Annotated in this window: 21 protein-coding genes and 1 riboswitch; of the genes, 10 read left to right on the top strand and 11 right to left on the bottom strand. The window is 50.7% G+C overall.

Going from position 1 to position 20,669, the window contains the following annotated elements; translation table 11 throughout:
- The first annotated feature begins 5 nt into the window (after positions 1 to 5).
- A complete protein-coding gene (locus LG384_RS20895; protein WP_048220539.1) occupies positions 6 to 320 on the top strand; it encodes a putative quinol monooxygenase in 315 nt (104 codons plus the stop codon).
- Positions 321 to 424: 104 nt separating this feature from the next.
- Here the strand turns inward: LG384_RS20895 and parE are convergent, their stop codons facing one another.
- Genes parE through nudF form a run of 5 tightly spaced genes read right to left on the bottom strand, consistent with a single transcriptional unit; the run spans position 425 to position 4,830 of the window.
- Positions 425 to 2,317 (bottom strand): DNA topoisomerase IV subunit B, encoded by a 1,893-nt coding sequence (gene parE / locus LG384_RS20890; RefSeq protein WP_045447608.1) that lies wholly within the window; start codon positions 2,315 to 2,317, stop codon positions 425 to 427.
- A 28-nt stretch (positions 2,318 to 2,345) separates the two neighbouring features.
- A complete protein-coding gene (yqiA, locus tag LG384_RS20885) occupies positions 2,346 to 2,927 on the bottom strand; it encodes an esterase YqiA (protein WP_045447611.1) in 582 nt (193 codons plus the stop codon).
- Positions 2,927 to 3,754 carry a 3',5'-cyclic-AMP phosphodiesterase gene (gene cpdA, locus LG384_RS20880; RefSeq protein ID WP_045447614.1) on the bottom strand — a complete coding sequence of 276 codons (828 nt, stop codon included), beginning with the start codon at positions 3,752 to 3,754 and terminating at the stop codon, positions 2,927 to 2,929. Before cpdA ends, yqiA begins: the two co-directional genes overlap by 1 nt.
- Before the next feature lie 24 nt (positions 3,755 to 3,778).
- A complete protein-coding gene (locus tag LG384_RS20875) occupies positions 3,779 to 4,201 on the bottom strand; it encodes a DUF1249 family protein (protein WP_005123087.1) in 423 nt (140 codons plus the stop codon).
- Entirely contained in the window at positions 4,198 to 4,830 is a 633-nt protein-coding gene (gene nudF / locus LG384_RS20870; RefSeq protein ID WP_045447621.1) for an ADP-ribose diphosphatase, read from the bottom strand. Before nudF ends, LG384_RS20875 begins: the two co-directional genes overlap by 4 nt.
- Before the next feature lie 205 nt (positions 4,831 to 5,035).
- Here nudF and tolC point away from each other — a divergent pair, with 205 nt between their 5' ends.
- From tolC to LG384_RS20855, 3 genes are all read left to right on the top strand, one after another.
- Complete coding sequence (tolC, locus tag LG384_RS20865) at positions 5,036 to 6,520, top strand: outer membrane channel protein TolC (RefSeq protein WP_045447624.1); 1,485 nt, start codon at positions 5,036 to 5,038, stop codon at positions 6,518 to 6,520.
- Positions 6,521 to 6,668: 148 nt separating this feature from the next.
- Entirely contained in the window at positions 6,669 to 7,346 is a 678-nt protein-coding gene (locus LG384_RS20860) for a DUF1190 family protein (RefSeq protein ID WP_045447627.1), read from the top strand.
- A 5-nt stretch (positions 7,347 to 7,351) separates the two neighbouring features.
- Positions 7,352 to 8,512 carry a glutathionylspermidine synthase family protein gene (locus LG384_RS20855; protein ID WP_200010008.1) on the top strand — a complete coding sequence of 387 codons (1,161 nt, stop codon included), beginning with the start codon at positions 7,352 to 7,354 and terminating at the stop codon, positions 8,510 to 8,512.
- A gap of 63 nt (positions 8,513 to 8,575) precedes the next feature.
- Here the strand turns inward: LG384_RS20855 and ygiD are convergent, their stop codons facing one another.
- Positions 8,576 to 9,364, bottom strand: a complete 789-nt coding sequence (ygiD, locus tag LG384_RS20850; RefSeq protein ID WP_225761451.1) for a 4,5-DOPA dioxygenase extradiol — start codon at positions 9,362 to 9,364, stop codon at positions 8,576 to 8,578.
- Between the two features lie 146 nt (positions 9,365 to 9,510).
- Here ygiD and zupT point away from each other — a divergent pair, with 146 nt between their 5' ends.
- Positions 9,511 to 10,284 carry a zinc transporter ZupT gene (gene zupT, locus LG384_RS20845; protein WP_045447636.1) on the top strand — a complete coding sequence of 258 codons (774 nt, stop codon included), beginning with the start codon at positions 9,511 to 9,513 and terminating at the stop codon, positions 10,282 to 10,284.
- 57 nt (positions 10,285 to 10,341) lie between these two features.
- On the opposite strand, the gene LG384_RS20840 is transcribed toward zupT, so the two are convergent.
- Positions 10,342 to 10,518: a hypothetical protein gene (locus LG384_RS20840; RefSeq protein ID WP_071829036.1), complete on the bottom strand. Its 177-nt coding sequence runs from the start codon at positions 10,516 to 10,518 to the stop codon at positions 10,342 to 10,344.
- A gap of 392 nt (positions 10,519 to 10,910) precedes the next feature.
- Here LG384_RS20840 and LG384_RS20835 point away from each other — a divergent pair, with 392 nt between their 5' ends.
- From LG384_RS20835 to dsbI, 3 genes are read left to right on the top strand one after another with little or no spacing between them, the layout of a single operon-like run.
- A complete protein-coding gene (locus LG384_RS20835; RefSeq protein ID WP_048220536.1) occupies positions 10,911 to 12,707 on the top strand; it encodes an aryl-sulfate sulfotransferase in 1,797 nt (598 codons plus the stop codon).
- Positions 12,708 to 12,730: 23 nt separating this feature from the next.
- A complete protein-coding gene (locus tag LG384_RS20830; RefSeq protein ID WP_200010011.1) occupies positions 12,731 to 13,399 on the top strand; it encodes a thiol:disulfide interchange protein DsbA/DsbL in 669 nt (222 codons plus the stop codon).
- 14 nt (positions 13,400 to 13,413) lie between these two features.
- Positions 13,414 to 14,091 (top strand): protein-disulfide oxidoreductase DsbI, encoded by a 678-nt coding sequence (gene dsbI / locus LG384_RS20825; protein ID WP_200010012.1) that lies wholly within the window; start codon positions 13,414 to 13,416, stop codon positions 14,089 to 14,091.
- An 83-nt stretch (positions 14,092 to 14,174) separates the two neighbouring features.
- Here dsbI and ribB read toward each other — a convergent pair whose 3' ends face one another.
- Complete coding sequence (gene ribB / locus LG384_RS20820) at positions 14,175 to 14,828, bottom strand: 3,4-dihydroxy-2-butanone-4-phosphate synthase (protein ID WP_003828424.1); 654 nt, start codon at positions 14,826 to 14,828, stop codon at positions 14,175 to 14,177.
- A 106-nt stretch (positions 14,829 to 14,934) separates the two neighbouring features.
- Positions 14,935 to 15,084: riboswitch (FMN riboswitch) on the bottom strand.
- Positions 15,085 to 15,216: 132 nt separating this feature from the next.
- On the opposite strand from ribB, the gene ubiK reads away from it, so the two are divergent.
- The gene (gene ubiK, locus LG384_RS20815; protein ID WP_045447655.1) at positions 15,217 to 15,513 is read left to right on the top strand and encodes a ubiquinone biosynthesis accessory factor UbiK; all 297 of its coding nucleotides are present in this window, start codon (positions 15,217 to 15,219) and stop codon (positions 15,511 to 15,513) included.
- 33 nt (positions 15,514 to 15,546) lie between these two features.
- Here the strand turns inward: ubiK and glgS are convergent, their stop codons facing one another.
- Positions 15,547 to 15,753 (bottom strand): cell surface composition regulator GlgS, encoded by a 207-nt coding sequence (gene glgS, locus LG384_RS20810; RefSeq protein ID WP_136345237.1) that lies wholly within the window; start codon positions 15,751 to 15,753, stop codon positions 15,547 to 15,549.
- 319 nt (positions 15,754 to 16,072) lie between these two features.
- Between glgS and LG384_RS23410 the strand changes: the two genes are divergently transcribed.
- A complete protein-coding gene (locus tag LG384_RS23410; protein ID WP_225761603.1) occupies positions 16,073 to 16,132 on the top strand; it encodes a type I toxin-antitoxin system Ibs family toxin in 60 nt (19 codons plus the stop codon).
- Positions 16,133 to 16,254: 122 nt separating this feature from the next.
- Here LG384_RS23410 and hldE read toward each other — a convergent pair whose 3' ends face one another.
- Both hldE and glnE read right to left on the bottom strand, forming a co-directional pair.
- The gene (gene hldE, locus LG384_RS20800) at positions 16,255 to 17,688 is read right to left on the bottom strand and encodes a bifunctional D-glycero-beta-D-manno-heptose-7-phosphate kinase/D-glycero-beta-D-manno-heptose 1-phosphate adenylyltransferase HldE (RefSeq protein WP_045447661.1); all 1,434 of its coding nucleotides are present in this window, start codon (positions 17,686 to 17,688) and stop codon (positions 16,255 to 16,257) included.
- Between the two features lie 59 nt (positions 17,689 to 17,747).
- On the bottom strand, positions 17,748 to 20,588 hold the full coding sequence (glnE, locus tag LG384_RS20795) for a bifunctional [glutamate--ammonia ligase]-adenylyl-L-tyrosine phosphorylase/[glutamate--ammonia-ligase] adenylyltransferase (RefSeq protein WP_225761450.1): 2,841 nt from the start codon (positions 20,586 to 20,588) through the stop codon (positions 17,748 to 17,750).
- Positions 20,589 to 20,669: the final 81 nt, after the last annotated feature.

Genomic DNA, 20,669 nt, shown 5'->3' with positions numbered 1-20,669 from the left:
TAACCATGCTTACAGTCATTGCAGAAATCCGCACACGTCCAGGTCAACATCACCGTCAGGCGGTACTGGACCAGTTTGCCAAAATCGTTCCGACCGTACTGAAGGAAGAGGGTTGCCACGGCTATGCACCGATGGTGGATCATGCCGCAGGTGTGAGTTTTCAGACTATGGCACCTGATTCCATCGTGATGATTGAACAGTGGGAAAGCATCGCGCATCTTGAAGCACATTTGCAAACCCCACATATGAAAGCCTACAGCGAAGCCGTAAAAGGCGATGTGTTGGACATGAATATTCGTATTCTGGAATCTGGTATTTAATTTTTCGTCATGGCCGCAAGGCCGGATGAGCACAGCGCCATCAGGCATTAGCATATTGCCGGATGGCGGCTTAAACCGCCTAATCCGGCCTACACAATGCCGCTCTACCCTTCGAGATCCGCCAGGTCGCCTTTTTCCTGCAACCAGTTGCGGCGGTCTTCAGAACGCTTCTTAGCCAGCAACATATCCATCATCGCGTTAGTACGCTGATCGTCTTCGTCATCAATGATAAGTTGCACCAGGCGACGGGTGTTCGGATCAAGCGTAGTTTCACGAAGCTGCATCGGGTTCATTTCACCCAGACCTTTAAAGCGCTGAACGTTCGGCTTGCCTTTCTTACGCTTCAACTGCTCCAGTACGCCTGCTTTCTCTTCTTCCGTCAGAGCGTAATAGACCTCTTTACCGAGATCGATACGGTATAACGGTGGCAACGCCACATAGACGTGTCCATGTTTGACCAGCGTGCGGAAATGCTTCACAAACAACGCGCAAAGCAGCGTCGCAATGTGCAGGCCATCGGAGTCCGCATCCGCCAGGATACAGATCTTGCCGTAGCGCAGCTGGCTCAGATCGTCGCTGTCCGGATCGATACCGATCGCCACCGAAATGTCATGTACTTCCTGGGATGCCAGCACTTCATCAGAAGAGACTTCCCAGGTGTTGAGGATCTTGCCTTTCAGCGGCATGATCGCCTGGTATTCACGATCGCGCGCCTGCTTGGCCGATCCGCCTGCCGAGTCCCCTTCCACCAGAAACAGCTCTGTACGATTAAGATCCTGCGCGGTGCAGTCCGCCAGCTTACCCGGCAACGCCGGACCACTGGTGAGCTTTTTACGCACCACTTTTTTCGCTGCGCGCAGGCGACGCTGGGCGCTGGAAATGGCCATTTCGGCCAGGAGTTCTGCTGACTGCACGTTCTGATTCAGCCACAGGCTGAAGGCATCTTTCACCACGCCAGAGACAAATGCCGCGCACTGACGCGAAGAAAGGCGTTCTTTAGTTTGGCCGGCGAACTGCGGGTCCTGCATTTTTACCGACAGCACGTAAGCACAACGGTCCCAGATATCTTCCGCCGACAGTTTCACGCCGCGCGGCAAAATATTGCGGTATTCACAGAATTCACGCATTGCATCCAGTAACCCCTGACGCAGGCCATTGACGTGCGTACCACCCTGCATGGTAGGGATCAGGTTGACGTAGCTTTCAGTCAGCAGCTCACCGCCTTCCGGTAGCCAGAGCAGCGCCCAGTCAACGGTCTCTGTTTCACCGCTAAAATTACCGATAAACGGTTTTTCTGGCAGCGTTGGTAAACCATTAACGGCTTCGCACAGGTAATCATTCAGACCGTCCTGGTAGCACCAGCGCTGCTCGCTGTTGTTGACCTCATCCTTAAACGTGATTTCAACGCCAGGGCACAGAACCGCTTTAGCTTTCAGCACATGCGTTAAGCGAGAAACAGAAAAACGAGGGCTGTCAAAGAAGCTTTCATCCGGCCAAAAGTGCACGCTGGTACCGGTATTGCGTTTACCGCAGGTACCGACCACCTGTAAATCCTGTACTTTGTCGCCGTTTTCAAACGCGATGTTGTAGACCTGCCCATCGCGGCGCACATTCACTTCCACACGCTTTGAAAGCGCGTTGACTACGGAAATACCGACCCCATGCAAACCGCCGGAAAACTGGTAGTTCTTATTGGAGAACTTACCGCCCGCATGCAGGCGGCACAGGATCAGTTCGACCGCCGGAACGCCTTCTTCAGGGTGAATATCCACCGGCATGCCGCGTCCGTCATCAATGACTTCCAGTGATTGATCGGCATGTAAAATCACGTCCACGCGTTTTGCGTGGCCCGCCAGTGCTTCATCCACACTGTTATCAATAACTTCCTGCCCAAGATGGTTAGGACGGGTCGTATCGGTGTACATCCCTGGGCGACGGCGTACCGGCTCAAGCCCAGTGAGTACCTCAATGGCATCAGCGTTATAAGTTTGCGTCATGGTTTAAATTAGCAATTCGAATTGATCGTCAGAAACTGTGCAGTCCAAGGAAATCGACAATCTGGTTGAAATAATCTTCGAAGCCCGTGAATGCGTGATTCCCGCCCTCAATAACTGTCTGACGGCAGGAGGCGTAATACGCCACCGCCTGGCGGTAGTCCAACACTTCATCGCCCGTTTGTTGTAGCAACCAGAGCAAATCCGGCGCTTCCAGCGGGTCAATCTGCATGACTTTAAGATCGTAAATATGGCGAGACTCTAGCACATATTGCTGCCCGGTGTAGGGGTTCTCGTTTTGGCCGAGGTAGTCAACCAGCAGTTCATAAGGCCGCACAGCGGGGTTCACCACCACTGCAGGCAGCATAAAACATTGCGACAGCCAGGTGGCGTAATAGCCCCCCAAAGAAGAACCGACAATCCCCAGCGACTCTCCGCCATGCTCAAGGATAATAGATTCCAGCATTTCTGCCGCCTGGGCAGGATACGGTGGCAGTTGCGGTACGATCATCTCAACGTGCGGATGATGCTCCGCCAGCCAGCTTTTCAGCAGGCATGCTTTCGCAGAGCGAGGCGAGCTATTAAATCCGTGTAGATAGAGGAGCGTAGACATCAATAACCTTCTGAAGCTGTATCAGGGTGGAACCGATTACCCTGCAGACGACAGACCTGGGTTTGCAGTGTACCGTCAGCAAAAAGTTCCAGCGTACGCCAGCCTGGGCTTATCGTATCTAACGTGAAATTGGAACAATGAGGCTTAAACTGCACGCAGGTCGACGGCGTAGCCAGCAGGCGGCGTCCGTTCCAGTCAAGGTCCAGTTCCTGATGAATATGCCCACAGAGCAGGTACTTTGCGCGCGGATAGTTCACCAGCACGTTGTCCAGTTCGGCAGCGTTACGCAGGCTGTGCTGATCGAGCCAACTGCATCCCGCAGGAAGTGGATGATGATGTAAAAGCAGCAAGGTATTACGCTCAGGCACATCAGCGAGTTTGCGCTCCAGCCATTCGAGCTGAAATTCGCTTAACTCACCATGTGGGACGCCGAAAACCTGGCTATCCAGCAACAAAATTTGCCACTGTTCGCCAATGAAGACGCGCTTGGCAGGGGAAATTCCTGCCTCCTGAAGGGCGCTGTACATTGCCGGCTGAAAATCATGATTGCCTGGCAACCAAACGCAGGGCGCACGAAAACTTGCGATGCCCTCAGCAAAGTGCTGATAAGCCGCAGCGGATTGATCCTGCGCCAAATCTCCAGTCGCCACGATCAGATCGTATTCAGGCGACTCAGCATGTATTGCATCCAGTACGGACTGATAGCTATCCCAGGTATTCACACCCAGCAGCGTTTCATGCTTTTCGGCAAACAGGTGAGTATCTGTAATTTGTAAGATCCTGACTCTGGCCTCACCAGCCAAAGGAAGGGTTAACAGGCTTTCCAAATGGTGTCCTTAGGTTTCACGACGCTAATAAACCGGAATCGCCATCGCTCCATGTGCTAAACAGTACCGTAACCAGTCGGCCAGAAACTGATTAATTTGATGCTTTTCGTCGCGTTGATGCAACTTTTTATTTGGATAATCATACCGCGCTTTGAAGCGAAAGATCTGCTGGCTTGAACACACTTCAGCCACCCTCGCATCATGATACAGGCGTACGGTCAGCGATGGCAGGCTCCAGTAAGTAACGGCTGGCGCCGTCTGTTCGATCGCAACAAGCGTAGTGTATCGGGTCGATTCAACAATCGTTAACCGATATTGTGCGTTTGCCACCTGATAGCTCACTGTTTCGCCGGCTGCGTCATTGCGCGGCAACAGGCGGCGCAATTGCGAAAAGTTGGTCTCGCACAGACGCATCATTTCAGGGAAGTCAGGTGTGTAACGCTTCATTTTTTCCACTCAGTTTTTAACTCTTGATAGTGCAGCTGTAACCATTGCAAAGCGATGACAGAGGCCGCGTTGTCGATTATCCCCTCTTCTACCCACTGGTAAGCCTGTTCCCGGCTAACCACATGAACACGAATATCTTCGTTTTCATCCGCCAGACCGTGGATCCCGCTTGCGGTCGTGGCGTCCACTTCACCTACCAAAATAGACAGGCGCTCACTGGTGCCACCAGGGCTTGCCAGATAGCTCAGAACGGGCTTCGTCCGCTTCACATCCAGTCCAGCTTCTTCCATTGCTTCACGGCGGGCAACATCCTCAACGGTCTCACCTTCTTCGATCATCCCGGCCACCATTTCCAGTAGCCACGGGCTTTCGCTGGTGTCATATGCCGCGATACGAATCTGCTCAACCAGTACAACTTCGTCCCGCTTAGGGTCAAAGGGTAGCAAGACTGCCGCATGTCCGCGCTCAAAAATTTCGCGCTTTACCTCTTCACTCATTCCGCCGTTAAACAGTCGATGGCGGAACCGATAAAGATCCAGTGAAAAAAAACCGCGGTATAGCGTTTCTCGTGCAATAATTTCTACATCATTTTTAGTGAAAGTCATTGGCAAGTTGTCTGGTTTACGCATCGTGCTGTCCTGATACCAATAGTGATTAAAATGTGAATTTCAAGGTCGTTTGACTGCTGTTTGAGCGCCCTTGTGTTAAATTGATGCAAATTAACGCCGTATGGCACGTAACGCCAACTTTTTGAAGTGGCGGATTCTGCTAGAATCAGCAATTATTTTTACAATTTGATCAGCGCTAAATACTGCTTCACAACAAGGAATGCAAATGAAGAAATTGCTCCCCATCCTTATCGGCCTGAGCCTGTCGGGGTTCAGTGCTTTGAGCCAGGCAGAAAACCTGATGCAGGTTTATCAGCAAGCACGCCTGAGCAACCCGGAATTACGTAAATCCGCCGCCGATCGCGATGCTGCATTCGAAAAAATTAACGAAGCGCGTAGTCCTTTACTGCCGCAACTGGGTTTAGGTGCCGATTACACCTACAGCAATGGCTACCGTGACGCAAACGGCGTTAACTCCAACGCCACCAGCGCGTCCTTGCAGTTGACTCAGTCTCTTTTCGATATGTCGAAATGGCGCGCCCTGACGCTGCAAGAAAAATCAGCAGGCATCCAGGACGTAACTTATCAGACCGATCAGCAAACGCTGATCCTGAACACTGCCACAGCCTATTTTAACGTATTGAACGCAATCGACGTGCTTTCTTACACCCAGGCACAGAAAGATGCCGTCTACCGTCAGTTAGATCAGACCACTCAGCGTTTTAATGTTGGTCTGGTCGCCATCACTGATGTGCAGAACGCCCGTTCACAATACGATACCGTACTGGCAAATGAAGTTACCGCACGTAACAATCTGGATAACGCGGTAGAACAACTGCGCCAGGTAACCGGTAACTACTATCCGGAACTGGCTTCGCTGAACGTTGATGGCTTTAAAACCAACAAACCGCAGGCGGTTAATGCCCTGCTGAAAGAAGCGGAAAACCGCAACCTGACCTTATTGCAGGCGCGTTTAAGCCAGGACCTGGCACGTGAACAAATTCGTCTTGCGCAGGACGGTCATTTACCGACCCTGGATTTAACCGCCTCTACCGGTGTTTCCGACACCTCTTACAGCGGTTCTAAAACCCGTGGTGCTACTGGTTCCCAGTACGACGATAGCAATATGGGCCAGAACAAAATCGGTCTGAGCTTCTCACTGCCGCTGTACCAGGGCGGGATGGTTAACTCTCAGGTGAAACAAGCGCAGTACAACTTTGTTGGCGCGAGTGAGCAGTTGGAGAGCGCACACCGTAGCGTGGTGCAGACCGTCCGTTCATCCTTCAACAACATCAATGCTTCTATCAGTAGCATTAATGCGTACAAACAAGCGGTTGTCTCTGCGCAAAGCTCTTTAGATGCGATGGAAGCAGGCTATTCCGTGGGTACACGTACTATCGTGGATGTGTTGGACGCAACCACCACGCTGTACAACGCTAAGCAACAGTTAGCTAATGCGCGTTATACCTATCTGATCAACCAGTTAAACATCAAGTCTGCGCTCGGTACGTTAAACGAGCAGGATCTGGTAGCGTTGAATAATACGTTGGGCAAACCGATTTCTACCGCGCCCGAAGCGGTTGCACCGGAAAACTCACAGCAAGACGCAGCTGCTGATGGCTATACCGCGAATAACGCGGCGCCAGCGGCCCAGCCGACTGCAGCACGTACAACCAGCAGCAGTAACGGCAACAACCCGTTCCGTAACTGATGCTGATGACGGGGCTTCGGCCCCGTCTGAACGTAAGGCAACGTAAAGATCCGCCCCTTCTTCCGCATTCTCGCCTCTTCCCGCTTCAATTTCGACCAGTCATCCACTATTCTGAGCAGTATTTACTACTGGGTCCTGGAAGACATAAATGAAACGGACAAAATCTATACATCACGCGTCATTCCGCAAAAGCTGGAGCGCACGCCATTTAACTCCTGTCGCTCTGGCAGTGACCGCTGTCTTTATGCTGGCGGGCTGTGAGAAGAGTGACGAAACAGTTTCGCTTTATCAAAACGCAGATGACTGCTCTGCAGCGAATCCGGGTAAAAGCGCCGAATGTACTACCGCATTCAACAACGCGCTGAAAGAAGCAGAACGTACCGCGCCTAAATACGCCACTCGCGAAGACTGTATCGCTGAATTTGGCGAAGGCCAGTGCCAGCAAGCACCTGCACAGGCAGGTATGGCACCGACCGGTGAAGGCCAGGCTCAGGCGCAGAACCAAAGCAGTGGCAGCTTCTGGATGCCGCTGATGGCGGGTTATATGATGGGTCGTATGATGGGCGGCGGAATGGGCGCTCAGCAGCCTCTCTTCAGCTCGAAAAACCCAGCCAGCCCGGCATACGGCAAATATACGGATGCAGGTGGTAAGAACTACGGCGCTGCACAGCCAGGCCGCACGATGACCGTACCGAAAACGGCAATGGCGCCAAAACCGGCAACCACATCAACCGTAACTCGCGGTGGTTTTGGTGAGTCTGTGGCAAAACAGAGCACCATGCAGCGTAGCGCAAGCGGTACCACCACACGTTCAATGGGTGGCTGATCTACATGGAAAGAATCAGTATTGTCGAGCGCCCGGACTGGCGCGATAAGGCCACCGAATACGGTTTCAACTTCCACACCATGTACGGCGAGCCATACTGGTGTGAAGACGCCTACTACAAGCTCACGCTTGCTCAGGTTGAAAAGCTGGAAGATGTCACTGCTGAGCTGCACCAAATGTGCCTCAAAGTGGTTGAAAGAGTCATCGCCAGTGATGAACTGATGACGAAGTTTCGCATTCCCAAGCATGTCTGGGGCTTTGTCCGCCAGTCCTGGCAGACCCAGCAACCATCGCTCTATTCGCGCCTTGATCTGGCGTGGGATGGCACTGGTGAACCCAAGCTGCTGGAAAACAACGCTGATACGCCAACGTCTCTGTACGAAGCCGCATTTTTCCAGTGGATCTGGCTGGAAGACCAGCTAAATGCAGGGAACCTGCCGGAAGGTAGCGATCAGTTCAACAGCCTGCAGGAAAAGCTGATTGAGCGCTTTACCGAGTTGCGCGAACAGTATGGTTTTCAGTTGCTGCACCTGACCTGCTGTCGCGATACCGTCGAAGATCGCGGGACTATTCAGTATCTGCAGGATTGCGCGGCCGAGGCGGAAATCGCGACCGAATTCCTCTATGTCGAAGATATTGGCCTTGGCGAAAAAGGTCAGTTCACAGACTTAGAGGATCAGGTTATTGCCAACCTGTTTAAGCTCTATCCGTGGGAGTTTATGCTGCGCGAGATGTTCTCCACCAAGCTGGAAGACGCCGGTGTCCGCTGGCTGGAACCGGCCTGGAAAAGCATTATCTCTAATAAAGCGCTATTGCCTCTGCTGTGGGAAATGTTCCCCAACCATCCGAACCTGCTGCCTGCGTATTTCGCCGAAGATGACTATCCGCAGATGGAAAAATTCGTCGTGAAGCCGATCTTCTCCCGTGAAGGCGCTAACGTGTCCATCATTGAGAACGGTAAAACGATCGAAGCGGTAGAAGGTCCGTACGGTGAAGAAGGAATGATCGTACAACAGTTCCATCAGCTACCGAAGTTTGGCGACAGCTACATGTTGATCGGCAGTTGGCTGATTAACGATCAACCTGCCGGGATCGGCATTCGCGAAGATCGGGCATTGATCACTCAGGATCTCTCTCGCTTCTATCCGCATATCTTTGTCGAGTAATGTGCGTGTGCCGGGTGGCGATTTCGCCTGACCCGGCCTTCACTCAATTACTGCGGGTAAAAATCAGCCTACCTGCACCGACAGCATACTCAGGCTACCCATCTCAATACCGTCCACCGGGATCGTGACAGGTTCTTTGCCATCCCATGCACCTAAAACGTACAGCAGCGGCAGATAGTGATCCGGCGTCGGGTTCGACAGCGAACCGCCTTCATGGTCGAGATAGTTGATCAGTGGATGCTGCTCAACAGGTCCCTGCCAGGTCAGGTTTGCCTTCACATAATCATTAAATGAGGTCGCCCATGGGTATGGCGTATTCTCGCCGTGCCAACGTGCTGTCCGCAGGTTATGCACCACGTTACCGCTGGCAATCAGCATGATGCCCTCATCACGCAGCGCCGCCAGTTTGCGTCCTGTTTCAAAATGCCAGGCAGCAGGCTTAGTGCTGTCGATGCTTAGCTGTACCATCGGAATATCTGCATTCGGGTACATCTTGATCAACACACCCCATGAGCCGTGGTCGAAACCCCAGGCTTCTTTGTCTAACGTAACCGGTACGGGTGAAAGCAAATCCACCAGATGTTGCGCCAGTTCGGGTGAACCGGGAGCCGGATAATGGGTGTCATACAATGCCTGTGGAAACCCACCAAAATCGTGAATCGTTTTTGGTGCTTCCATGGCGGTCACGCCAGTCCCACGAGTGAACCAGTGCGCCGATACCACAACGATGGCTTTTGGACGCAGCAACGTTTCCCCCAGTTGCTGCCAGGCACGGGTATAAACGTTATCTTCCAGAACATTCATCGGGCTGCCATGACCCAAAAACAATGCTGGCATACGAGTTGAAGACATGATGATATCCTTACTGAGGGAGTCATTTTGATATCACCACAATACGCTTTTTCGGTTGATGAAGAACTCAGATAACCATGATGAAGATCATCAGTTATTTTGACGATCTGGCCGGATAGCAGATTGATAAGGAGTTGGATTTGTCGATGTCAGTACCTTTACTTCTGACTTTGCTGGCGGGGGCTGCCACCTTTATTGGCGCGTTTCTTGGCGTTCTGGGACAAAAACCCTCTAATCGCGTCCTCGCCTTTTCTCTGGGTTTTGCCGCAGGTATTATGCTGCTTATCTCCCTGATGGAAATGCTGCCCGCCGCGCTGGCCGCTGAAGGGATGTCGCCAGTACTCGGCTACGGGATGTTTATTGTTGGTTTGCTGGGCTATTTTGGTCTGGATCGCCTTCTGCCACACGCACATCCTCAGGATTTGGTGCAAAAAACAAAACTGCCTTTACCCAGCTCCATAAAACGTACCGCAATTTTATTAACTCTTGGCATTAGTCTGCACAACTTCCCGGAAGGGATTGCTACTTTTGTTACCGCCAGCAGCAATCTCGAACTGGGTTTTGGCATCGCCCTGGCTGTTGCATTACATAATATTCCTGAAGGTCTAGCCGTTGCCGGACCAGTCTATGCCGCAACCGGCTCCAAACGCACAGCGATATTCTGGGCAGGGATCTCAGGTATGGCGGAAATACTGGGTGGGGTACTGGCGTGGTTAATTCTGGGTAGTCTGATTTCACCGGTTGTGATGGCAGCAATTATGGCCGCTGTAGCCGGTATTATGGTCGCGTTATCAGTAGATGAATTGATGCCGCTGGCTAAAGAAATCGACCCCAATAATAATCCGAGCTATGGCGTGCTCTGTGGAATGTCAGTAATGGGGCTGAGCCTGGTGATCCTGCAATCAATGGGCATCGGGTAATACAGATGGCGGATGTTACGCTGTAGTTCAGCCCATCCGCCTCAACTACAGCAGAAATTATTCCTGATCCCTGACCGTGCTGCCATCTTCGCCCGTGCGACGAAAGAGCTTGTTACGTGCCTCCAGTAATGCATCTCTGTCTTGTCGAAACGCTTTGCAATAACGCTTCATATGGCAATAATAACCAACAGCAACGAGTGCAATTAATACAATCCAATACCAGGCAATAAACATTCTTTTACCCTTAAAATTTAACATCATTAAACATTTAACGTTAAAATTTCACATAACCTTATTTTGACCTACCCCTATAGTGGCATAATGCAGAAACAAATATATGATTTCGATCATATAAACCAGTAGACAAGGTCAATCACAGAACATGTATTAAAAAGAAAACAATGTCGAAACGATCACACTCCATAATAATATTTATTGTTCTGAAAATATCACTCACTTACTATCAAAAGTATTAAAGACATCGAATATTGATAATTTATATATTTCAAAAAACAAATAAATTATAAAACTATGCTCTCCCCTATATTTTAATCAAGTCATACATCACTACAAACATAATATATTCATCGTCATTATATTTACAGGTAATATAAGGAGATATATCCATGTTTAAGCAATACCGTAAAAAACTACTGGTCGGTACTATTGCCCTGGCATGCGGATTAACCTCAGCAAATTCTTTTGCTGCAGGTTTTAAACCGGCACAACCAGCAGGAAATCTGGGCGCGGTAATTGTTGACCCTTATGGAAATGCACCGCTGACCGCATTGGTTGAATTAGACAGCCATGTCATTTCAGATGTCAAAGTAACCGTACACGGTAAAGGTGAAAAAGGAGTTCCCATTACCTATAACGTAGGCAAAGAATCGTTAATCACTTATGATGGCGTACCTATTTTTGGCCTTTATCAAAAGTTCGCCAATAATGTTACCGTTGAATATAAAGAAAATGGTAAACCGATGAAAGATGATTATGTAGTGCAAACTTCTGCCATCGTTAATCATTATATGGATAACCGTTCTATATCCGATCTGCAACAAACCAAGGTTATTAAAGTCGCGCCAGGTTTTGAAGATCGCCTTTATCTTGTAAATACCCACACCTTTACTTCCCAGGGATCAGATATTCACTGGCATGGCGAAAAAGATAAAAATGCCGGCATTCTTGATGCAGGACCTGCCGGAGGCGCACTTCCCTTCGACATCGCTCCGTTTACCTTCGTCGTTGACACAGAAGGTGAGTACCGCTGGTGGTTGGATCAAGAGACGTTCTATGACGGGCATGATGTTAATATCAATAAACGTGGTTACCTGATGGGGATTCGTGAAACGCCTCGCGGAACGTTCACAGCTGTACAGGGGCAACACTGGTACGAATTCGATATGATGGGGCAGATTCTGGAAGATCATAAACTGCCGCGCGGCTTCCTTGACGCTACGCATGAGTCTATCGAAACGGTTAAGGGTACGGTATTACTGCGCGTAGGAAAACGCAATTACCGTAAAGAAGATGGAGTACATGTACATACCATCCGTGACCAAATCCTCGAAGTCGACAGATCCGGCCGCGTTGTTGACGTATGGGACCTGACAAAAATTCTCGACCCGCTACGCGATGCGTTACTGGGGGCACTGGACGCAGGTGCGGTATGCGTGAATGTCGACCTCGCTCATGCCGGTCAACAAGCAAAACTGGAGCCAGATACCCCTTACGGCGATGCTCTGGGTGTGGGGGCTGGCCGTAACTGGGCGCACGTCAACTCTATCGCCTACGACGCCAAGGATGACTCGATTATTCTTTCCTCTCGCCACCAGGGCGTCGTCAAAATTGGTCGTGATAAGCAGGTTAAGTGGATCCTCGCACCATCTAAAGGCTGGAATACAAAGCTGGCGAGCAAGCTGTTAAAACCGGTAGATGCGAAAGGTAATGCACTGAAGTGTGACGAAAATGGCAAGTGCGAAAACACCGATTTCGATTTTACCTATACCCAACATACCGCCTGGCTATCCAGTAAAGGAACATTAACCATCTTTGATAATGGTGATGGCCGAGGGCTTGAGCAACCAGCATTACCAACCATGAAGTACTCCCGTTTCGTCGAATATAAAATTGACGAGAAAAAAGGAACCGTCCAACAAATCTGGGAATACGGTAAAGAGCGTGGTTATGATTTCTATAGTCCCATAACTTCCGTTATCGAATATCAAAAAGACCGTGACACAATGTTTGGATTCGGCGGTTCTATTAATTTATTTGATGTTGGCAAACCGACAATCGGCAAGATCAATGAAATTGACTACAAAACAAAAGAAGTCAAAGTTGAAATTGATGTCCTATCAGATAAACCCAACCAGACCCACTACCGGGCATTACCGATTCGTCCACAACACATATTTAAATAAAATCGTTGTATTAAGGATAAACTATGTCAGCTAAATGGATTACTTCATTATTTAAAAGCATGGTGTTAACTGCAGCGCTTGTCGCGCCTTTTACGGCATCCGCTTTTACCGAAGGTACCGATTATATGGTTCTGGAAAAACCTATTCCTAATGCCGATAAAACATTAATCAAAGTATTTAGTTACGCCTGTCCGTTCTGCTACAAATACGATAAAGCCGTCACCGGCCCTGTATCAGATAAGGTTGCAGATCTCGTCACCTTTACGCCGTTCCATCTGGAAACTAAAGGTGAATATGGCAAACAAGCCAGCGAAGTGTTTGCCGTGATGATATCCAAAGATAAAGCAGCAGGTATTTCATTATTTGATGCGAAGTCACAGTTCAAAAAAGCGAAATTTGCTTACTACGCAGCTTATCATGACAAGAAAGAACGCTGGTCAGATGGCAAAGATCCAGCATCATTCATCAAAACAGGTCTGGATGCTGCAGGTATGAGCCAGGCAGACTTTGAAAGCACCTTAAAAGAACCTGCCGTTCAGGAAACACTAGAGAAATGGAAAGCGGCCTATGATGTTGCCAAAATTCAGGGCGTTCCGGCTTACGTCGTCAATGGTAAATACCTGATCTACACCAAGAGCATCAAATCCATTGATTCTATGGCTGAACTTGTCAGGGAACTGGCAGCGAAATAAACAGGGATAAGGCTATGGCTTTCATAAAGGGATTGTGGCGGAATTTACGTACTACGCCGGTTGATACTCTGGTGAGATGGCAGGAACACCGCTTTCTGTGGTTGTTTATGGCACTCGCAATGGGTGGGTTAATTATACTGGCGCACTCTTTCTTCCAGATCTATCTCTACATGGCACCCTGCGAGCAGTGTGTTTACATTCGCTTTGCCATGTTCGTGATGGTTTTTGGTGGGTTGATTGCGGCAGTAAACCCGAGAAATATCATTCTGAAGCTCATTGGCTGTATCGCGGCGTTTTACGGCAGCATCATGGGTGTTAAGTTCTCGATCAAGCTTAATAGCATTCATCATGCAGTACATAACCCAGACCCGGATTCACTGTTTGGTGTGCAGGGATGTTCCACCGATCCGACATTCCCTTTCAATTTGCCACTGGCAAACTGGGCACCAGAATGGTTTAAACCCACTGGAGATTGCGGGTATGACGCGCCTGTCGTTCCTGATGGCGTAACGCTTAGTAGCACACAGCAATGGTTTATCGATCTCTACCAGCAATCCGAAGGCTGGTATTTGATCCCGCCATGGCAATTTATGAATATGGCGCAATCCTGTTTGCTGGCCTTTGGTTTATGTTTAGCGTTTTTACTGGTGATGAGTTGTGCGTGGATACTCAAGCTGATCAGCGCAAAATAGCCTGGCCGCAGTAACAAAAAACCGAAGTCAGAAAACTGACTTCGGTTTTTTTATGCATCGCCACGACAGGCATGGCCAAAAACTCAGCTGGCTTTACGCTCGTGCGCCTGACGGTAAGCCACTAAATCTTCGATAGTGACAACTGCCATATTGTGCTTGCCTGCAAATTCGATGCACTCTGGCGCACGCGCCATGGTGCCATCATCATTGGTCAATTCACACAACACACCAGCCGGTTTAAAACCTGCCAGCGTCATCAGATCAATGGTGGCTTCAGTATGACCACCACGCGTTAACACACCGCCTGCCTGAGCGCGCAGCGGGAAAACGTGTCCCGGACGGTTCAGATCAGAAGGTTTCGCACCATCCTTAATCGCAGCGCGAACCGTGGTGACACGGTCAGCAGCGGAAACACCGGTAGTTACGCCTTCTGCAGCTTCGATAGTCACAGTAAAACCAGTACCGTAAGCACTGGTGTTATTTTCCACCATCATAGGCAGATCGAGCTGTTTACGGCGGTCTTCAGTGATGCACAGGCAGACAATACCACTGCCGTGACGGATGGTCAGCGCCATCTGTTCAACGGTCATGGTTTCTGCCGGGAAAATCATATCGCCTTCGTTTTCACGGTCTTCATCGTCAAGCACCATTACACCGCGTCCTTCACGCAGCGCAGACAGCGCATGTTCAACACGTTCGAAAGGCGTACCAAAAGAGGAAAGTAGCGTCTGATTCATGGTAAAAAAACCTCACTAAAATTATGGTTACCAGAATCAGGGCAGTCTTAGGAGTACCGTTTAAGCGGCAAAAAAATAACGTGAGCGGGTCCATGCCCGGCTGGATCGTTACTCTCTCCCATCCGGACTCTAACCGTCGGCCCCGGAATTACACCGGATCTGCTGACCTTTGAGTTTGCACTCAAAGCGCTCGCGGGCTTTCAACATCAGTTGATTTACCGCCGGTGGGGAATTTCGCCCCGCCCTGAGAATAAGCGGGTTAACTATAACGCTATTGATTACTGTCATCAACGCCTTTACTCGACTTAGCTTCACACAATTCTGGTTTATGCCTGTGCCATATCGCACTACAATAGGCAGCAACACGTACCAGTTCAGGGAAACCACCATGATTGACCCGAAAAAAATTGAGCAGATTGCTCGTCAGGTTCACGAGTCGATGCCGAAAGGGATCCGCGAGTTTGGGGAAGACGTCGAGAAGAAAATCCGCCAAACACTGCAGTCACAGCTGACGCGTCTGGATCTGGTTAGCCGCGAAGAATTTGACGTACAAACCCAGGTTTTACTGCGCACCCGTGAAAAGCTGGCGCTGCTTGAGCAACGTCTTACTGAGCTGGAAGCACGTGAAAAACCGGCCGAAGTTAAGCCTGCTCCGGCGATCCCGCCAGTCGATCCACAAGAGTAAAAATGGCAACGGGCCGCAAGGCCCGTTGATCTGTTAGTGTTCCAGCTCTAATTTCTTCGCCTCTCTGGCCTGCTGGCAATAAAGTGCGTAGCGTTTGCAAAACCAGCTGCGATGTTCCTCATCCATGTTTCCAGTCACCGCCTGGATATCAACAGCGTGGCCCTCAGCCTGCATCCTGGCAAAACTCCGGGCCAGGAAATCAAAATTGTTCAGTGAATACATATTGCTGTTCATGAGCATACCCTCCAGTTATTGAATATCTGTTAAGGCTATATGCTTTTTCTGATCTCAGTATTTACCTATATGCGAAGCTGTTCTGTGCATTAAGTGCGCACATTAAAGGCCTTGCTTCACACTTTTCTACAAAATCTGTGAGGGGATAATCGTTGAGCCAATGAAGTCCAACGACGGTATTAAGATCACGAACAGTTCTCCAGGAAAATCTCTGTTTTGCGTAACCGATCCAGCAATAGAAAAGTGAGACGAGGAAGCCCTTGCGCCGCATAGACGCACACCAACAATCGCCTTGTCAGCAAGGGGCTTTAATAGGGAAAGGGTTATGATGAAGCGAGTCATCATACTGGTTGTGCTGTTACTGATAAGTTTCCAGGCTCATTAACAGTCAATCAGAGGGGGAAAAATCCCCTCTCACCCTTATTCCTGCACTCAGGTTGAAAAAACAGCAGCGTCAACAGGAGGAAGCGCACCGCAACGAAAAGTTCGGCGCATTTCCGGCATTCATCACTTATCGCTGTCTTTCTGGATCTTTTTGATAATATTTGTTGTTGAGCAACCGTCTTCGAAGTTCAGCACCAGAACTTCACCACCGTTAGCCCACACCTCTTCACTGCCCGCAATCTCGTCTGGCTTATAATCACCGCCTTTCACCAGCAGATCCGGCAGAATGCCAGCAATCAGGCGTTGCGGAGTATCTTCTTCAAAAGAGACCACCCAGTCGACGGATTCCAGCGCACCCAGCACGATCATTCGCTGTTCGAGCGGGTTGACCGGACGGGTTTCGCCTTTCAGACGTTTGGTGGAAGCATCGCTGTTCACCGCAACGATCAGACGATCGCCAAGCTTACGCGCATTCGCCAGATAAGAGACATGGCCTGCGTGCAGGATGTCAAACACACCGTTGGTCATCACCACTTTCTCACCACGCTTACGGGCGCTGGCTACGGCTTGTTTCAATTCTGTTTCACTCATCACGCCAAAACCGGTCTCCGCCCGACCACGCACGGCATTTTCCAGCTCAATCGGTGAAACGGTTGATGTCCCAAGCTTACCAACGACAACACCCGCTGCGGCATTAGCAAAATAGCATGCTTCCTCCAGCGTGTTACCTGCTGCAAGCGTTGCCGCCAGCACGCCGATAACCGTATCCCCCGCACCGGTAACGTCATACACTTCCTGTGCCTGGGTTGGCATATGCAGCGGTGCTTTACCCGGCTGCAACAAGGTCATGCCCTGCTCAGAGCGCGTTATCAGCAGTGCGGAAAGGTCGAAATCAGCAATCACCTTCATACCACGTTCAACGAGGTCGTCTTCGCTTTTGCACTTACCGGCAACAGCTTCAAACTCAGACAGGTTCGGCGTCAGCAGCGTCGCACCACGATAGCGCTCAAAATCAGTGCCTTTCGGATCAATAAGCACCGGAACGCCAGCATTACGCGCCAGTGCAATCATCTGCTGTACGCTGGCCAGAGCGCCTTTGGCGTAATCAGAAAGTACCAGAGCACCAATTGAACCCAGAGCCTGGTTAATACGTTCATGCAGCGGCTGCGGATCCACACCTTCAAAGCCTTCCTCAAAGTCCAGGCGAATCAGCTGTTGGTTGCGGGAAAGTACGCGTAGTTTAGTGATTGTCGGATGCGTCGGCACGGAAACAAAGTCACATTTCACGTTCACATCAGCCAGCGTTTTACTCAGCGCACGAGCCGCATCATCAATACCGGTCAGCCCAACCAGACGAGAATTCGCTCCCAGAGAGGCAATGTTCATCGCCACGTTTGCCGCACCGCCTGGACGTTCTTCAATGGTATCCACTTTGACCACCGGCACCGGCGCTTCTGGCGAAATACGGCTGGTAGGCCCGTACCAGTAGCGATCCAGCATCACATCACCGACAACCATGACTCCTGCACGTTCAAACTCTGGCAGCGTTACTTTCATTCCTGTCTCCTGAGAGATTCTCTGAGGGTCTTAAAATTTGCGCGCGATAATAGCACACTTCACTCAGCAACCAGCCACTTCTGCCAGCTACTCCGAACCAGTGAGCGCTCTGCACTAAAGCACTCCAGCGCGACATGTCCCGGAAGCTCCTGCAGAGCAAGGTGGTGAAGCTCATCACGCAACGTCGTGTAGGCGCGGGTAAGCGCCAGTGCTTCCTGCTCATCCATAATGTCGTTCTGCGCCAGTAATTCCAGAATGCGCACATTATCCGACCAGCGCGTCAACTTCGGTTTTTCATGGGCATAGCGCAACACCAGATATTGCGTAATAAACTCAATATCGGTGATCCCACCTTCATCGGCTTTGATATCAAAACGATCGCGATGTTTATTGCCCAAATGTGCACGCATTTTCTCACGCATTTCGCGCACGTCAGTCTGTAAAGTTTTCCCGTCGCGAGCGAGTGTCATGATATCGCGGCGCACCGCGTCAAACTGAGAGGTCAATTGCGGGTCGCCATAAACCACACGAGCGCGTACCAGTGCCTGATGCTCCCACGTCCAGGCTTCGTTGCGCTGATAATCGGCGAAGGCTTCGGTGGATGTTACCAGCATTCCTGCAGCACCGGATGGGCGCAGCCGAGCATCCACTTCATACAAAATGCCGGAAGAAGTACGGGTGCTAAAAAGATGCATAATGCGCTGCGACAAACGCAGATAAAACTGCCGACCGTCAATCTCACGTTCACCGTCAGTCATCACATCCATCGGGCAATCATGCAGGAAGATCAAATCCAGATCGGAGCTGTAACCCAGCTCCCAGCCACCCAGCTTGCCATAACCGACAACGGCAAAACCACGACCATCGCGATCGCCAAGATGGGTTGGTTGCCCATAACGGGCGACCATTTGCATCCAGGCCTGCTGCACCACGGCATCAATAATGGCTTCCGCCAGCCAGGTCAGATGGTCACTCACTTTCATCACCGGTAGCGTACCAGCGATATCAGCCGCTGCGATACGCAGCAGTTGCGTTTGCTTAAACTGACGCAGCGCTTCCAGTTGCTGTTCTTCATCATCTTCCGGCACACGCAGTAAATACTGGCGTAACTCGTCACGATAAGCGTCGGTTGCGGTTGGTTGGTACAAGGTATTAGGGTCAAGCAGCTCGTCAAGCAGCAACGGATACCGCGCCAGCTGGCTGGCCACCATCGGCGAGGCGGCACATAACGAAATCAAATGCTTCAGCGCGCCAGGGAATTCACTCAGCAGCTCCAGATAGGTGGTGCGAGTGACAATGCCCACCAGTAGCGGGGTAATACGCGACAACGGTACGGAAGCATCATCGCGGGAACAGACATCGCTCAGCAGGTGCGGCATCAAATGATCCAACACCTGTCGCCCCCGTGGGCCAATCGTACGTTTATCCAGCTCTTTGCGAAAATCCGCAATAAGAGCCAGCACGCGGCGACGATCGTCATCCGCCAGATGCGTCAGCACTGGTGTGGTGTCATCTTCCTGCAACGCGTCCTGCCAAAGTTCACGCCACTGTTCCGACAGCGACTCTTCCTGTGTATCAGTTTCATCATCGCCAATTAATTCGTTAAATACCCGACGCACGTTGCCCATATGTATTGCCAACGTATCGGTTAACTGCTGCCAGTCATCCGCCCCCATACCCCATGCCAGGCGGGCCCTATTTAGCTCATCACCCGGCAGCGTCTGGGTCTGTTCGTCATTGATGCTCTGCAGCAGATTTTCCAGACGACGTAAAAAGAGATAGGCGGTTCGCAGGTGTTCCGCATCATTATCAGACAGCAGATGCAGTGCATTGATCGCACTAAGCGTAGGGAGTAACGAGCGGGATTGCAGCGAGGGTTCGCGCCCGCCGCGAATGAGCTGGAATACCTGAACGATAAATTCGATTTCACGAATGCCGCCCGCCCCCAGCTTTATGTTGTCCTTCAGGCCGCGCCGGCGGACTTCACGGGCAATCATCCCTTTCATGTTACGCAGAGATTGAATCACGCTGAAATCGATGTAGCGACGGAAAACAAAAGGCCGCAGCATAGCGCGAAGCTCGCTGACGTAGGTGCCGTCAGCATCCCCCATAATACGCGCTTTAACCATCGCGTAACGTTCCCAGTCACGCCCCTGCTCCTGGTAGTAATCTTCCAACGCAGAGAAACTCAGTACCAGCGGACCACTGTCGCCAAACGGACGTAAACGCATGTCCACCCGATAGACAAAACCATCCATCGTTGGCTGATCCAACACTTTGATGAGGCGCTGTCCCATGCGGGTGAAAAACTGCGCGTTATCCAGTTCACGCCGCCCGCCCTGCGTAGATCCATGTTCCGGCCAGGCAAAAATCAGGTCGATATCAGAGGAAAAGTTCAGCTCGCCCCCGCCCAGTTTCCCCATGCCTAAAATCAGCAGCGGTTGCGCAACGCCGTCCGAATTACAGGGTGTTCCCCATTCTCGACAGCAGGCGTCATACAGCCAGTCACGCGCTGCGATAATCAACGTCTCCGCCAGATGACTTAACTGTTGCAAAATACTCTCTTCAGCCACCAGCGACAGCGTCTGTGCCCAGGCAATACGCACCATGATGCGACGACGGAACAGTCGAAGCTCGCGCATTAACGCCGTTTCATCGTGTACGTCTGACAGCGCGCGCTGTAACCAGGCGGCATAGTGCTGCCATTCATCAGCCTGGACTGGCGCGCTTTCCAGCTCCTTTAGCCACTCAGGATGAGCAATAATGCTATCGCGGACAAAATCGCTGAATGTAAGTACTGACTTCGCCTGAATACTCAGCGATGCCTCAGGAAGTGCTGTTGGCAGACGCTCAACAACGGTCGGCCAGTACTGCTGTAATGGTGAAGAGAGCTGCTTCATTTAAGGCTTATCCTTTCAATGATGCCGGATGGCTATGTTTCGCCTTATCCGGACTACATGATACATGCACCTATCGCGTAG

Origin of the sequence: Citrobacter sp. Marseille-Q3906 (assembly GCF_916618775.1) — a bacterium.
Taxonomy (GTDB): domain Bacteria; phylum Pseudomonadota; class Gammaproteobacteria; order Enterobacterales; family Enterobacteriaceae; genus Citrobacter; species Citrobacter murliniae.
Note: the sequence above shows the minus strand (reverse complement) of the source record. Positions and strands in the feature narration are given on the sequence as shown.

Coding starts and splice junctions, on each gene's coding strand:
- LG384_RS20895 (WP_048220539.1), top strand. CDS start 6: ATGCTTACAGTCATTGCAGAAATCCGCACACGTCCAGGTCAACATCAC.
- parE (WP_045447608.1), bottom strand. CDS start 2,317: ATGACGCAAACTTATAACGCTGATGCCATTGAGGTACTCACTGGGCTT.
- yqiA (WP_045447611.1), bottom strand. CDS start 2,927: ATGTCTACGCTCCTCTATCTACACGGATTTAATAGCTCGCCTCGCTCT.
- LG384_RS20875 (WP_005123087.1), bottom strand. CDS start 4,201: ATGAAGCGTTACACACCTGACTTCCCTGAAATGATGCGTCTGTGCGAG.
- nudF (WP_045447621.1), bottom strand. CDS start 4,830: ATGCGTAAACCAGACAACTTGCCAATGACTTTCACTAAAAATGATGTA.
- tolC (WP_045447624.1), top strand. CDS start 5,036: ATGAAGAAATTGCTCCCCATCCTTATCGGCCTGAGCCTGTCGGGGTTC.
- LG384_RS20860 (WP_045447627.1), top strand. CDS start 6,669: ATGAAACGGACAAAATCTATACATCACGCGTCATTCCGCAAAAGCTGG.
- LG384_RS20855 (WP_200010008.1), top strand. CDS start 7,352: ATGGAAAGAATCAGTATTGTCGAGCGCCCGGACTGGCGCGATAAGGCC.
- ygiD (WP_225761451.1), bottom strand. CDS start 9,364: ATGTCTTCAACTCGTATGCCAGCATTGTTTTTGGGTCATGGCAGCCCG.
- zupT (WP_045447636.1), top strand. CDS start 9,511: ATGTCAGTACCTTTACTTCTGACTTTGCTGGCGGGGGCTGCCACCTTT.
- LG384_RS20840 (WP_071829036.1), bottom strand. CDS start 10,518: ATGTTTATTGCCTGGTATTGGATTGTATTAATTGCACTCGTTGCTGTT.
- LG384_RS20835 (WP_048220536.1), top strand. CDS start 10,911: ATGTTTAAGCAATACCGTAAAAAACTACTGGTCGGTACTATTGCCCTG.
- LG384_RS20830 (WP_200010011.1), top strand. CDS start 12,731: ATGTCAGCTAAATGGATTACTTCATTATTTAAAAGCATGGTGTTAACT.
- dsbI (WP_200010012.1), top strand. CDS start 13,414: ATGGCTTTCATAAAGGGATTGTGGCGGAATTTACGTACTACGCCGGTT.
- ribB (WP_003828424.1), bottom strand. CDS start 14,828: ATGAATCAGACGCTACTTTCCTCTTTTGGTACGCCTTTCGAACGTGTT.
- ubiK (WP_045447655.1), top strand. CDS start 15,217: ATGATTGACCCGAAAAAAATTGAGCAGATTGCTCGTCAGGTTCACGAG.
- glgS (WP_136345237.1), bottom strand. CDS start 15,753: ATGCTCATGAACAGCAATATGTATTCACTGAACAATTTTGATTTCCTG.
- hldE (WP_045447661.1), bottom strand. CDS start 17,688: ATGAAAGTAACGCTGCCAGAGTTTGAACGTGCAGGAGTCATGGTTGTC.
- glnE (WP_225761450.1), bottom strand. CDS start 20,588: ATGAAGCAGCTCTCTTCACCATTACAGCAGTACTGGCCGACCGTTGTT.